The 12,901-nt window shown below is 64.9% G+C and carries 12 protein-coding genes and 1 tRNA gene; 5 read left to right on the top strand and 8 right to left on the bottom strand.

The genetic code is table 11. The features are described from left to right. Window positions 1-366 precede the first annotated feature (366 nt). The 4 genes from SPHN_RS05535 to SPHN_RS05520 all read left to right on the top strand — a co-directional run bounded on the left by SPHN_RS05535 (window position 367) and on the right by SPHN_RS05520 (window position 2,812). Window positions 367-630, top strand: a complete 264-nt coding sequence (locus SPHN_RS05535) for a hypothetical protein (RefSeq protein ID WP_248521826.1) — start codon at window positions 367-369, stop codon at window positions 628-630. 243 nt (window positions 631-873) lie between these two features. Next, the gene (locus tag SPHN_RS05530) at window positions 874-1,158 is read left to right on the top strand and encodes a hypothetical protein (RefSeq protein WP_248521824.1); all 285 of its coding nucleotides are present in this window, start codon (window positions 874-876) and stop codon (window positions 1,156-1,158) included. A 129-nt stretch (window positions 1,159-1,287) separates the two neighbouring features. Beyond that, window positions 1,288-1,911: a hypothetical protein gene (locus SPHN_RS05525; protein WP_248521822.1), complete on the top strand. Its 624-nt coding sequence runs from the start codon at window positions 1,288-1,290 to the stop codon at window positions 1,909-1,911. Between the two features lie 559 nt (window positions 1,912-2,470). Beyond that, window positions 2,471-2,812 (top strand): hypothetical protein, encoded by a 342-nt coding sequence (locus SPHN_RS05520; RefSeq protein ID WP_248521820.1) that lies wholly within the window; start codon window positions 2,471-2,473, stop codon window positions 2,810-2,812. 336 nt (window positions 2,813-3,148) lie between these two features. Here the strand turns inward: SPHN_RS05520 and SPHN_RS05515 are convergent, their stop codons facing one another. From SPHN_RS05515 to SPHN_RS05480, 8 genes are all read right to left on the bottom strand, one after another. Next, complete coding sequence (locus SPHN_RS05515; RefSeq protein ID WP_248521818.1) at window positions 3,149-4,036, bottom strand: hypothetical protein; 888 nt, start codon at window positions 4,034-4,036, stop codon at window positions 3,149-3,151. A gap of 345 nt (window positions 4,037-4,381) precedes the next feature. Beyond that, the gene (locus SPHN_RS05510) at window positions 4,382-4,597 is read right to left on the bottom strand and encodes a hypothetical protein (RefSeq protein WP_248521816.1); all 216 of its coding nucleotides are present in this window, start codon (window positions 4,595-4,597) and stop codon (window positions 4,382-4,384) included. 302 nt (window positions 4,598-4,899) lie between these two features. Continuing rightward, a tRNA-Lys gene (locus SPHN_RS05505) sits at window positions 4,900-4,975 on the bottom strand. A 157-nt stretch (window positions 4,976-5,132) separates the two neighbouring features. Further along, entirely contained in the window at window positions 5,133-6,239 is a 1,107-nt protein-coding gene (gene rodA, locus SPHN_RS05500) for a rod shape-determining protein RodA (protein WP_248521814.1), read from the bottom strand. 49 nt (window positions 6,240-6,288) lie between these two features. Further along, a complete protein-coding gene (gene mrdA, locus SPHN_RS05495) occupies window positions 6,289-8,331 on the bottom strand; it encodes a penicillin-binding protein 2 (protein WP_248522385.1) in 2,043 nt (680 codons plus the stop codon). Window positions 8,332-8,357: 26 nt separating this feature from the next. Next, window positions 8,358-8,888: a rod shape-determining protein MreD gene (gene mreD / locus SPHN_RS05490; protein ID WP_248521812.1), complete on the bottom strand. Its 531-nt coding sequence runs from the start codon at window positions 8,886-8,888 to the stop codon at window positions 8,358-8,360. A 10-nt stretch (window positions 8,889-8,898) separates the two neighbouring features. After that, a complete protein-coding gene (mreC, locus tag SPHN_RS05485; protein ID WP_248521810.1) occupies window positions 8,899-9,771 on the bottom strand; it encodes a rod shape-determining protein MreC in 873 nt (290 codons plus the stop codon). Between the two features lie 105 nt (window positions 9,772-9,876). Next, window positions 9,877-10,920 (bottom strand): rod shape-determining protein, encoded by a 1,044-nt coding sequence (locus SPHN_RS05480; protein ID WP_055878614.1) that lies wholly within the window; start codon window positions 10,918-10,920, stop codon window positions 9,877-9,879. Window positions 10,921-11,091: 171 nt separating this feature from the next. Between SPHN_RS05480 and mutL the strand changes: the two genes are divergently transcribed. Then, the gene (gene mutL, locus SPHN_RS05475; protein WP_248521808.1) at window positions 11,092-12,897 is read left to right on the top strand and encodes a DNA mismatch repair endonuclease MutL; all 1,806 of its coding nucleotides are present in this window, start codon (window positions 11,092-11,094) and stop codon (window positions 12,895-12,897) included. The last annotated feature ends 4 nt before the right edge of the window (window positions 12,898-12,901 follow it).

Below are 12,901 nucleotides of genomic sequence, written 5' to 3'. Positions count from 1 at the left end.
CGCCGACGACGTACCAGGGGCTGGGCCAGCAAGGGGGGCGGAATTTAGGGCGAGCGTCAGTAGGAGCGGTACGAGTATCATCGGCATGGCTCTGCCTCAATCGATCGGCCTCGCATAGGCCCGGTACGCGTCGCGTCCGTCCGAATTTGAACCATCACGGTCGCGGTCGAGCGCCGATCATCTGGCGACGAGCGTCGGCAGCGGATCCGAGGCGGCCTCTGTCACCGCTTACGGTGCGAGATCACGACGATATCGGTTGGGCTGTCGTCGGACGAGAATGCGCTGCATTGACAATCCTTTATTCAATCAGCCATCGCCCCCTCCAAGACCAGGCCGCGACATTGCCGCTGGCGCTTGGATAAGTGGGTGAGGGTTATGTCGGTCGAAGTGACGGGTGCGCTGGTTGGCTGGAAGAGGGTGCCGTCGAGCAACGGGATCATGCTGACGATCCAGGTCGCCGGGACCGCCGCGGATTATGAGGCCGGGCGTCTGACGCGCGTTTCGGTTGCCCTGAACGACCGCCAGCTGCGGTCGCTCACGCGCGATCTGGGTCGCGCGTCGGTCTCGCGGGGCCTGGACCTTCGAGCACCGCGCCGCTGGTGGCGGTTCGGAAAAGCGAAGGTCACGTAGGCGACGCTGCGCGGGCAACGGCGGCGCGCGTGCGCGTCTCGTGAGACGAGCGAGGCAAAGGTGCGGATGATCCACCAGATCGTCGGACGCCGCGGTGCCGCTGGAAGAAGGCTATGCATTGCCCCTGGAACATTCCGGCAGCGGCCGACACGACTACAGAGGGGTATCCAGGGGGATGCTGGCAGCGGAACTGATAGAACATCCCGGCATTGAGCAAAGGTCGTAATCCCGGGAGCCAAGTCGATGAAGTACATTGTCCTGCCGGCCATTATGGTATTGGCCAGCACGCCCGCGGTGGCGCAAATCAATCGGTCGTCGCCCTATCCCACCAGCAGGCAGATAACCGCTGCTGGGAATAATTATCAGCTGCGAACGCGGGACGACGGCAGTTTTCCAGTACAGAATCTGGCTGACCGGCGAAATGTGCAGCGGGTATGCCTTACGCGTTTTAAAACCGGGAACGTCGAATGCCGAACCCGTGCAGAATGGGAACGTGTCGCCGCACGTCTGGGGGCCGAGAAGCGCTGACGACGCACAGGTGCATATCGCGCACCTATCGTCAGGTTGGAGCGGTCTCGCGGAAATTGGATATCAATGAAGTAGGTGCGCAAAGGCGCCGGGTGTAGGACTCGAAATAGTATCGTGCGAGGGGCCTAAGTGATGGATATCAAATCATTCGACCGGCTTTATCCGTCGCCCGCGCACGCTGCTGCCGCCGACCTGAGAGACCGCTACGCCCCAAAAACGCTCGTTACCAAGCAAAGCGCGTTTTACCGGAATCGGTCGGGTGCAATCACCGTCATCGTAGCTTTGGCAGGGGCGGTCCTCGGCGGGCTTGTCTATACGCTCAAGCCGGCGGTCGACCGGGCTGCAAAATATTCGATATCCGCCAACCTGCCGACACCGACGCCGAAGAGCGCAACGCAACCGGTTGCACCCGAGTCGACTGCAACCAGGCCGGTAACCTCGGTCCAGGCGCCCTCCGCACAGCGTATGGCGGGGCTCCATCGGAGTAACTCCGCTTCCGAAACCGCGAAGGTCAGTCCGGCAAGCAAAGGCTCGTCGAAATGGATTGCAGATCCGCTGTCAGGCGATGCTCTGGCTGCGGCGTTGATCGTGGACAAACGCCGGACGGTCGAATTGAATGCGGAGCAACTCCGGTTGATAGCCGCGGATCGACAAGCGCGGGGCACAGCGCGACCAGACGATAGTGGCGGGGACGCCGAGGACCGCGATAGAACTACCGACAGGAATACCCCGGCATCGTCCCGTGGCAGCTAGGTTTGGGCTTCGTCCCGTCACGATCCCGCCAGACCATAGGTCCGGAAGATACTGCGACGCTCCCCAGGTATCCGATACCGATCACGGCGCTGGTCTATCTTTGCGTGAAGCGGGCCTTGGACCGCCAGGTGCAAACGACCAGGATAACGATATCCCGCTGACGTCGCGGCCAGCCTTCTTCAATCGCGCTTGTCACACGCACTCGTCGCGGCACTGTTCCAGTTTGGGATTGGCGAACGCTTGCTTAACGTTTTGGTAAGTGACATTGTCTGGGCATCGCAGCGGGTTGAGCATTCCCAAGACGCCTCCCCGCTGCGGTATCATATCCTAGGATAGTTTTTATCTGATCGTGGTTGCGCGCATCTTTAGTGACCGCCAAAACGTTAAAAGCGAGGTGGCCAAGAGATGGGAAGCTTGGGTATGCTCGGTATGCCGCTGTTAATTCGGCGGCGTGTAGTGATCGCTAACCCGCCGCGGCGCTTCGGCTCATCGCGGCGGCTCCCGATCTATGACGTTCTGTCCAAGGAAATGACCGATGGGTCTATTGCGTGCCGCCTGTATGTTAGCGATCTTAGTTTCGGCGGCGATCGGTTTCCGGTCGTATAATGCGGGCAGCCAGATCGTAGCGCTGATCCCCTTGGCGATCGGGATTGCCGCGCTGATCGCTATCGCGCCTTTTGCCGCATACACGCGCACCAGCCGAACGCGCGTCATGAGGGCCTGCATACTTTACACGATCGGCAGCGGCATCTCGTTCGTGCTCGCTGTTGCCTTGGATCCGACGGTGCCAAACCTCATGACCCTGGTGTTGCCGGTTCTCGGCGCCGCATTGTCGGTCTGGGCGTACCGGACCCGGGGCCGTCACCGCGTCGTCGGGTTCGCAAACTATTATCGAGGATAGTCGTGCCTGCGACATCCGGGGTCGGGATTGGTTTACCGGCACAGACCTCACGATTACGAGTGCTGGGTGGCCCCTGAACTAGCTTGCTATCGCCATGCCGAAGAACCGCGCATCCTTTCGGTGCGATGCGACGAAACCCGACCGGGTAGGGCGGACAACTCCCAGCGTCGCAACGATGTGCGCAAGTAGCGGGTTAGCCCGCGTGCCATAATGTCGAGGTGGGGCGGGACAGCAGGCTTTTTCGTGCAGCCCATGTAAGCAACGGCTGCAAAAGGAAAGTGCAGGGTAGGCGCGGCGTCGATCTCATCGCGGTGAGCGACGCCGCACCTTGCAGTTTCAGGCTTTGACCAGTTCGAGGCGGATGCTGGCAGCGGCGCCTTTCGGCTTGTCGATATTGACCTCGGTCACGGTTCCCGGGTCGATAGGCCATGTGAAGGTTGCGGACTGTCCCGGCGCGAGCTTTCCGGTCGAGCCGTAATTGGCTTTGTAATTGCTCTTCTTCACGCTGAGCGTAGCCACGATATCTCCCTCACCGATCGCGCGAACGATGTATTTCGCGCCGGGTTCTGGATTCAGGTTCCAACTCTGCTTCTTCCATTTGAAGCGATCAGGATCGTTCTCGGCGTGTGTGTAGAGAAGCTGGCGAATGGTTCGGGCGTCGGCGGTCGCCTCGGCTTGGTAAAGGTCGGACGCCGCGCTGTACCGGCCGAACGTCTTTGACCCGTTGTAGCCCTGCCAGGGGCCGCGCATCGACAGCAGGTTCATGGCGCGGAACGGCGTAGGAGTGAAACGTTTGCCGTCCCGATCCAGATAGCCGCTTTGTGCGATCACCTGACGCAATGCAGCCTTGATCGCCTGCATGTCGGGACTGAATGCGGCCGTATATTTACCCGCGACCATGCACTTGTTCCAGCCGCTGCCGGTCTCGGCATAGAAGTTCAGCGAGCCGACCGTCGCATCGACGATATACCCGCCGTATTTCTTCAATGTCCGAGCAATCGCCCGCGATTCCGGGAGGCCCAGCCGATCGACATTGAAGTCGGCCGGCAGTATGAGGAGCGCGCCCATGGGGAAACGCTGACCTTTGACGCCCTTGTATGTCGTTGCGCCGCTGTAATCCTCAAGCGTGGCTGGCCAGACGGGTCCCGGCATGAAGGCGTTCTTGTCCATCCCGATCGCAAGGGCGTGCGGCACGATGTCGAGCCCGAGTTCGGACGCGAGCAACAGGCCGCCAGCCGTCGAGCAGCCAGCCGCCCGCACGTTGTCCCGATGGGATATCGTGCCCCAACCGCTGCCTTTCCACGATGTTCGCGTATATTTACCTGCACGCCAACTACCAGCAGTCCTGCGGAGCTGGAAAAAGCTGTGAAGCGTCCCGCCGATATGTGCCGGCGGGCTAACCTCCCGTAAAAACACGCGATAGCTCAGCCGATACAGGGTATTGCAGATACCCAGGTGAGCGACGTGCCCCCGATGAAGTGGGTCAAGGCGGTTTGCTAGCCTTGTGTGCGTGTTCCTCGGCAAGCGAACGCGGTTTTTCGGATCGCCACAGGCTTCTTGGCAAATGCCTCAGGCTGCGGCGGCAGTCAGTCGCAGATCGCGTGCCTCCGCCGATGTGATGGGGCGGTCGCGACCGGCGCATGTGATGACCAAACCTTCGACCTCGGCAGGATCGAGCGCGCTGAACGCCTGGACCATCTGCGCGAGCGATCCGGATGCGATCGGTTCGCTGTTTTGCGCGTCGTCGTCGTTGTCATCCGTTTCCCGCACCAGCTTGGCGGGCATGTTCAACATGGTTTTTAACACGCTTACTATCTCCGGGCCCCGGGGAGATCACAGACGCCCCGGGAAGATCGCAGACGTGGAGCGTGGACAATGCCGCGTCCAGGCTGCCGCAGCCCGGTTTGCGCTGGCACCACTGGCCTGCGCGACGAACTGCCGCTCAGCAGCACCGCAGCCCTGCCGCGCGCGCGCCGTGGCCCAACATCAGCTAGCCGCAGTTCGGCAGCTTGTCGGAATACCCCGTTCGAAATGTCGTCAGAAAAACTCCGCCATCGAGACACATCATGTCATGGCAATGTGGAGTATGGTGGACGCACTTGGGCTCGAACCAAGGACCCGCTGATTAAGAGTCAGCTGCTCTACCAACTGAGCTATGCGTCCATTCCGGGGCGGTTTTGAGTGGCGCCCTGGTGTGGCGCCCCGCTGCTGGAGGCGCGCTGTTAGCAGACTCATCGGGGGCCGCAACCCCCTTTTCGTCGATCCGAGTCCGTTTTCGTCGATCGAGCCGCTTTTTCGCGAAATAAGCCGGTTTTCCCGCCTACCAGCCGACCGTCTTGCGGTTCTGGCGGTCGATCGACATCAGGATGCCGAGGCACAGCAGTACGGTCATCTGCGCCGAACTGCCGAAGCTCACCAGCGGCAACGGGATGCCGACGACCGGCGCCAGGCCCATCACCATCATCAGGTTGATCGCGACGTAGAAGAAGATCGTCGTGGCGAGGCCGGCCGCGGTCAGCCTGGCGAAGCGGCTGTTGGCACGCTGGCCGACCTCGATCCCCCAGCGGATCACCAGCAGGAAGGCGAGGATCAGCAGGCAGCCGCCGACCAAGCCCCATTCCTCCGCCATCGTCGCGAAGACGAAGTCGGTATGGCCTTCGGGGAGGTAGTCGAGATGGCTCTGCGTGCCCTGGAGGAAGCCCTTGCCCCAGATCCCGCCCGAGCCGATCGCGATCTTCGACTGGCTGATGTGATAGCCGGTGCCGAGCGGGTCGCTCTCGGGATCGAGAAAGATCAGGATGCGGTTGCGCTGATAATCGTGCAGCAGGAAATTGATCGAGAGCGGGATCGCGATCGCGGCCGCGATCGCGCCGCCCATGAACAGCCGCAGGGGCACGCCCGCGAGGAACATGACGGTCGCGCCGCCCGAGCAGATCATGAGCGCGGTGCCGAGATCGGGCTGTTTCATCACGATCGCCGCGGGAACGGCGATCAGCAGCGCGGCGGGCCAGATCCCGCCGAACCGGCGCGTCTCGCCGGGTGGGAGCATGTCGTAGAATTTCGCCGCCGCCAGCACGATCGCGGGCTTCATGAACTCGGACGGCTGGAGGCGGATGAAGCCGAGGTCGAGCCAGCGCTGCGACCCGCCCGAAACCTTGCCGAGGATCTCGACCGCGATCAGCGACAGCACGATCAGCGCATAGGCGGGCAGCGCGACGGCCTTCCACGTGCGCTCGGGGATGTAGGACAGCCCCATCGCCCCGGCGAGCAGCACGAAGAAGCGGATGCCCTGCGACAGCGCCCAGGGCCGCAGCGATCCGCCCGCCGCCGAATACAGCACGATCTGCCCGAAACAGCCGATCGCGATGACGAGGATGATCACCAGCCAGGGAAGCTTGGCGAGCGGTTCGGGGACGATACGGTTCATCGCGTGCGCCTGATGGGAGTCATTCGGTCGGGATTCATTCGATCCGGGATCATTGCTGGCGTTCCCGCGTATCGTCCTCGGCGACCGTGCTGCCGGGCGTGGTGAGCGCCTCCTGCGTCGCGTTGGCCATGTCGGTGGCGTTGACCACCGCGGGCGCGTCGCTGGGCACGATCGCGTCGGTCTTGGTGGCGATCGCCGCGGGCGGGGCGGACTGCGCCTTGCGGTACGTCTCCGCGGTCGCGGCCATGCGCGTGCGGATATCGCCGCCCCAGGTCGGTTCGACCTCGGCGAGCGATTTCAGCGCACGGTCGCGGTCGAGCATATAGGTCATGATGTCGCGGGCGATCATCGGCGTGTCGAGGTTGCGCACGGTGTGGCCGTTATGCTCCAGCACGACCGCCAGCGCATAGCGCGGATTATCGGCGGGCGCGAAACCGATGAACAGCGCATGGTCGCGCATCTTGAACGGCAACTGCCCGTTCTTGAGCACGCCCGAGCGACGTTCCGCCATCGTGATGCGGCGGACCTGCGCCGTGCCGGTCTTGCCCGCGATCGCGACGCCGGGGATCAGCAGCTTGGCCGCGCCGCCGGTGCCGCCCTGGTTGATCACCCCGAACATCGCATCGCGGACGCGCGCGAGATGCTCGGAATCGATTGCGAGGGCAGGGGAGTCGCGGTGGACGTGGTTCGCCAGGATGCTCGGCTGCAACGCGCGGCCCGATGCGAGCCGCGCCGCCATCACCGCGAGCTGCAACGGGTTGGCGAGCACATAGCCCTGGCCGATCGACGCGTTCAGCGAGTCCGCGACGGTCCAGTCGTGCTTGTATTTCTTCAGCTTCCACGCCGGATCGGGGACCGTGCCGTAGCGCTGCGTCGAGAAGGGCAGGTCGAACTTCTGGCCGAGCCCCAGCACGCGCGCGACCGGGGCGATCGCGTTGTAGCCGACCCGCCGCGCCATCTCGTAGAAATAGATGTCGCAGCTCTGCATGATCGCGTTCTTGAGATCGAGCGGGCCATGGCCGCTCTTCTTGTGGCAATGGAACACGCTGGTCCCGAGCCGCATCGCGCCCGAACAATTGATGCGGGTCGATGGATCGACGCCCGCGTTCATCAGCGCGAGGCCGTTCATCGGCTTGACGGTCGATCCCGGCGGATACAGCCCCTGCGTCACCTTGTTCATCAGCGGCACGTGATCGTCGTCGCTCAGCATCTGCCATTCGAGATGGCTGATCCCGTCCGAAAAGCTGTTCGGATCATAGGCCGGCATCGACACCATCGCGAGCATCTCGCCGGTGCGCGTGTCGATCACCACGACCGATCCGGAGTTGGTGCCGAGCCGCCTTGCCGCGTATTCCTGCAAGCCGACATCGATCGTCAGCCGCGCGGTCTTGCCGGGCACGTCGGGCTTGGTGGCGAGCTCGGCGACCAGCTTGCCGCGCGCGGTGACCTCGACGCGCTTGGCCCCGGCGACGCCGCGCAACTCCGCCTCGAGCATCTTCTCCAGCCCGTCCTTGCCGAGCTTGAAGCCGGGCGTGACGAGCAGCGGGTCGCGCGTCTTCTTGTACTGCTCGGCATTGGGCACGCCGACATAGCCGGTCAGATGCGCGACCGCGGCGCCCGCCGGATAGCTGCGCGCGAAGCCACGGGTGGGCGCGACGCCGGGGAGTTCGGGCAGCCGCACGCTGACCGCGGCGAACCGCTCCCAGTCGAGATTCTCCGCGACCTGGACCGGCTGGAACCCGGCGGCATGCTCAAGGTCGATCGCGATCCGTTCGACTTCCTCGGGCGGGAGCTGGAGGATGCGGCCGAGCAGCGGTAGCACGCGCTCCTTGTCGCGGAGGCGATCGGGGATGATGTCGACGCGGAAATCGGTGCGGTTGTTGGCGATCGGCACGCCGTGACGGTCGACGATCCAGCCGCGCCGCGGCGGCAGCAGCGTCATGTTGACGCGGTTGCTCTCCGACAACATCGTATAGCGCTCGTTCTGCGCGACCGACAGCCACGCCATCCGCCCGGCGAGCATCAGCCCGACCGCCCCCTGCGCCGCGCCCAGCATCCACGCACGCCTGGAGAAGGTGTAGGCCTGCGACATCTCGGTGACGATCCGCGGGGTGTTCCTCACTCGCCGCCCCGCTTGTTCTGGATGAAGGCGACGATCCGCGCGGCGAGCGGGAAGCAGAGCATGGTGACGACGATCTGCGCGATCAGCACGGTATCGACATGCGCGCCGACCGGTACCGCGATGAACCGCCCGCCCAGGATGCACGCCGCGATCAGGCCGCTCGCGATCAGCCAGTCCTGCCAATAATCGCGGAACGCCAGGCGCTGTTCGAGCATGTCGATCGCGACGAACGCGAGCGACCACATCAGCACCGCGCTGCCGAGCGGCTGGCCGCTAACCAGATCGTCGAAAAAGCCGAGCGGGGCCGCCGCCCAGGGCCGGAACGCGAACCGCGCGAGCAGCCGCCACGCCAGCAGCATGACGAACCCGAACGGCGGGAGGAGGGGGATCGTCGCGACCACCGGGATGATCGTGACCAGCGATCCGGCCATGACCGTCGCCCAGGGGATTGCCCGCGCGCGGCTGGCGGGCAGCTTGGTTTCGAACGGCTTGTAGTCGACGCTGTCGACGACGCGGGGGCGGCTCATCGCGGCACGCTCACTGCGGGGCGATCGGGCGCGGCGGCGGGACCGGCATGAACACCTTCTCGACCAGCGCGAAATCGAGCGTGTCGGGATCGGCGAAGGTGCGCGCCATCACCGAATCCGAGCCGGCCTTGGTAACGCGCGCGACCGGCACGCCGGGGCCGTAGATGCCGCCGGTGCCGGTCGTGACGAAGATGTCGCCCGCGTTGAAGCGGACGTTGGTCGCGTTGACCGAGCGGATGTCGATCATCCCGTCGCCGCGCCCCGCCGCGATCGCGGGCAGGCCATCGCGGGTGCGGCGGACGGGGACGATGCTGTCGCCGTCGCTCAGCAACAGCACGCGCGCCGCGTTTGGCCCGGTCTCGACGACCCGCCCGATCAGGCCATCGGGACCGCGTACCGGCATGCCGGGCTTTACGCCGCTCCACCGGCCGGCGTTGAGCAGGGCATAGCGCCGCCCGCTCGACGCGCTCGAACTCACGAGGCGGGCAGTGACCACCGGCTCCGGCGAACGTTCGCGGATTGCCAGGAGGTTGCGTAATCGACGGTTGTCATAAGCGATCGTCCGCGCCCGCATCAGCAGCGCGCGGGTCCGCGCGCGGTCCGCCCGCAGCGCGACGTTCTCCTGCTTCACGAAGAAGTAATTGCCGATCGCACCGGGGATGCCCGAGATCGACGACCCGACCGCAGCGAATCCCGTAGAGACCGGCGTGGTGACGCCGGCGACGCCCATCCGGAGTGCCGAAAACGCAGGTGGATTGAAGGTGGACGCGACGAGCAGCACCAATCCCACCACCGCTCCGGCGACGGCGAGCACATAGCCTAGGAACACACTATATTGTCGACGCCGGGAAAACCCCGTGCGCCGGTCGCGGGCTGGCGCCATGCGCCTGTCCCCCTGTCCTCTGGCGTCGCCGAGGCGCAGGCGGCGATCCCCACGACTCGAACGGCGCGATTTCATATCCGTGTGTCTTACAGCAAAACCAACCGTTTAGCCGCTCATCAGGACACCGCGGAACAGCGGGTCCTCCAACGCACGACCAGTGCCCAGCGCGACGCAGGTCAGCGGGTCCTCGGCGACCGTCACCGGCAGGCCGGTCTCGTCGCGCAGCACCTCGTCCAGCCCCTGCAGCAGCGCGCCGCCGCCGGTCAGCACGATGCCTTGGTCGACGATGTCCGCGGCCAGCTCGGGTGCAGTGTTCTCCAGCGCGACGCGGACGCCCTCGACGATTGTCGCGACCGGCTCGCTGAGCGCCTCGGCGATCTGGCCCTGGTTGATCTGGATCTCCTTGGGCACGCCGTTGACGAGATCGCGACCCTTGATCTGAATGATCATGCCGATGCCGTCGACCGGCGGCTTGGCGATGCCGACCTCCTTCTTGATCCGCTCCGCGGTCGCTTCGCCGATCAGCAAATTATGGTTGCGGCGCACGTACGAGACGATCGCCTCGTCCATCTTGTCGCCGCCGACGCGCACCGACGTCGTGTAGGCGAGCCCACGCAAGCTCAGCACCGCGACTTCGGTCGTGCCGCCGCCGATGTCGACGACCATCGAGCCGATCGGCTCGGTGACCGGCATGTCCGCGCCGATCGCCGCCGCCATCGGCTCCTCGATCAGCCAGACCTGCGACGCACCCGCGTTCGAGGCTGCATCGCGGATCGCGCGGCGCTCGACCTTGGTGGAGCCCGACGGCACGCAGATCACGATCTCAGGCCAGCGCGCGAACTTGCGCGGACCGTGCACCTTCTGGATGAAATACTTGATCATCTGCTCGGCGACGTCGATGTCCGCGATCACGCCGTCGCGCAAAGGCCGGATCGCCTCGATGTTGCCCGGCGTCTTGCCCATCATCATCTTGGCGTCGTCACCGACCGCCTTGACGCGCTTGATCCCGTTGATCGTCTCGACCGCGACCACCGACGGCTCGTTCAGGACGATGCCGCGGCCACGGACGTAGACGACGGTGTTCGCGGTGCCGAGGTCGATCGCCATGTCGTGCGACATGAACTTGAAGAAACGCGAGTAGAAGGCCATTCAATCAGGGTCCCGTAATCCTGTCCGCCGGACGGGCGGACCGCCAGCAAAACATGCGCACACACATCATCTCGCGGAGCCCGCCGGTGGTTTCGAGCACCGGGTGCCTATACTATATTAAGTGGCGTTTGCGGGTCGCGGGATGCCGTCGCTTGGTCTAGACGCAAACCCATGTCAATACGGCGTCTCCCCGAGCATCTGGTCAATCGCATCGCCGCCGGTGAAGTGGTGGAAAGACCCGCCAGCGCGTTGAAGGAGTTAGTCGAAAACGCGATCGACGCAGGCGCGGGGCGTATCGCGATTATCCTTGTCGAAGGAGGGACTTCGCGGATCGAGGTGGCCGATGACGGCTGCGGGATGACCCCCGCCGACATGGCCCTGGCGCTCGAACGCCACGCCACCTCGAAACTGCCCGACGAGTTTATCGAATCGGTCGTGACGTTGGGCTTTCGCGGCGAGGCGTTGCCGTCGATCGCGAGCGTCGCAAGGCTGACGATCGAAAGCCGGATTCGCGGCGCCGAAGGCTGGGCGCGGACCGTCGACAATGGCCGCGTCGAGCGCGAAGGCCCCGCCGCGCTCCCGCCCGGTACGCGGGTGGTGGTCGAGGACCTGTTCGCCCGAGTCCCCGCCCGCCGCAAGTTCCTCCGCTCCCCCCGCGCCGAGTACGCCGCCTGCCTGGACGTCGTCCGCCGGCTCGCAATGGCTAGGCCCGATATCGGCTTTACGCTGGAGCATGACGGCCGCCGCGCGCTGTCGGCGATGCAGGTCGAGGATCGGCCGGGCAGGGTGGCGACGCTCACCGATCGCGCGCTCGCCGACAATTCGGTCGCGATCGACCTCGAACGTGAGGGCTTGGTGCTCGGCGGCGTCGCCAGCCTGCCAACCTACAATCGCGGCATCGCCGACCACCAGTATCTGTTCGTCAATGGACGGCCCGTAAAGGACCGCCTGCTGATGGGCGCGATCCGCGGCGCCTATGCCGAGATGCTCCCCCGCGACCGCCACGCCGTGGTGGCGCTGTTCCTCGACATCCCCACCGATCAGGTGGACGTCAACGTCCACCCCGCCAAGACCGAAGTCCGCTTCCGCGATCCGGCGATGGTAAGAGGCCTGATAGTTTCCGGTCTCCGCCGAGCCCTCGACGCAGCCGGCCACCGCAGCCAACGCGCCAGCGAGTCCGCCCTCGCGATGTGGCAACCCGAACAAGCCTCCTCTCCCCTCGGGGGAGAGGAAGGGGCCCGTCCGCAAAGCGGATGGGAAGGTGAGGGCACGCCCCAAAGACTCCCGCTGGAGAGTAGAAGCTACGGCGCGGTCAACGACGCCCGCCCAACCTTCTTCGCGTCCCCTCCGCAGGCAAGAGCCGAACCCGCCTGGACACCCCCACCCCAAACCACCGCCTTCCCGATGGGCGTAGCCCGCGGCCAGGTCGCCAAGACCTATATAGTAGCCGAAGCCGAAGACGGTCTCGTCCTCGTCGACCAGCATGCCGCCCACGAACGCCTCGTCCTGGAACGCATGCGCGCAGCCCTGATCGGCGGCACCATCGCCAGCCAGGCGCTCCTGATCCCCGAAGTCGTAGAACTCGACGAATCCGCCTGCGACCGCCTCGAATCCCGCGCCGAAGAACTTTCCGAATTCGGCCTCGACCTCGAACGCTTCGGCCCCCACGCGATGCTGGTCCGCGCCACCCCCGCGCTCCTCGGCCAAAGCGACCCCAAAGGCCTCGTCACCGACCTGGCCGACGAACTCGCCGCGTTCGACGAAGCCCTCTCCCTAAAAGAACGCCTAGACGCGGTAGCCGGCACGATGGCCTGCCACGGCTCGGTCCGGGCCGGCCGCATATTGTCCGTGCCCGAAATGAACGCGCTGCTCCGAGAAATGGAAGTCACCCCCCATTCCGGCCAATGCAACCACGGCCGCCCCACCTGGGTGAAACTCGCCCACGGCGACATCGAGAAGCTGTTTGGGCGGAAGTAACCGG

It is taken from the genome of Sphingomonas faeni (assembly GCF_023195535.1).
GTDB classification, from domain to species: Bacteria; Pseudomonadota; Alphaproteobacteria; order Sphingomonadales; family Sphingomonadaceae; genus Sphingomonas; species Sphingomonas faeni_B.
Note: the sequence above shows the minus strand (reverse complement) of the source record. Positions and strands in the feature narration are given on the sequence as shown.

Coding starts and splice junctions, on each gene's coding strand:
- SPHN_RS05530 (WP_248521824.1), top strand. CDS start 874: ATGAAGTACATTGTCCTGCCGGCCATTATGGTATTGGCCAGCACGCCC.
- SPHN_RS05520 (WP_248521820.1), top strand. CDS start 2,471: ATGTTAGCGATCTTAGTTTCGGCGGCGATCGGTTTCCGGTCGTATAAT.
- SPHN_RS05510 (WP_248521816.1), bottom strand. CDS start 4,597: ATGCCCGCCAAGCTGGTGCGGGAAACGGATGACAACGACGACGACGCG.
- rodA (WP_248521814.1), bottom strand. CDS start 6,239: ATGAACCGTATCGTCCCCGAACCGCTCGCCAAGCTTCCCTGGCTGGTG.
- mrdA (WP_248522385.1), bottom strand. CDS start 8,331: ATGTCGCAGGCCTACACCTTCTCCAGGCGTGCGTGGATGCTGGGCGCG.
- mreD (WP_248521812.1), bottom strand. CDS start 8,888: ATGAGCCGCCCCCGCGTCGTCGACAGCGTCGACTACAAGCCGTTCGAA.
- mreC (WP_248521810.1), bottom strand. CDS start 9,771: ATGGCGCCAGCCCGCGACCGGCGCACGGGGTTTTCCCGGCGTCGACAA.
- SPHN_RS05480 (WP_055878614.1), bottom strand. CDS start 10,920: ATGGCCTTCTACTCGCGTTTCTTCAAGTTCATGTCGCACGACATGGCG.
- mutL (WP_248521808.1), top strand. CDS start 11,092: ATGTCAATACGGCGTCTCCCCGAGCATCTGGTCAATCGCATCGCCGCC.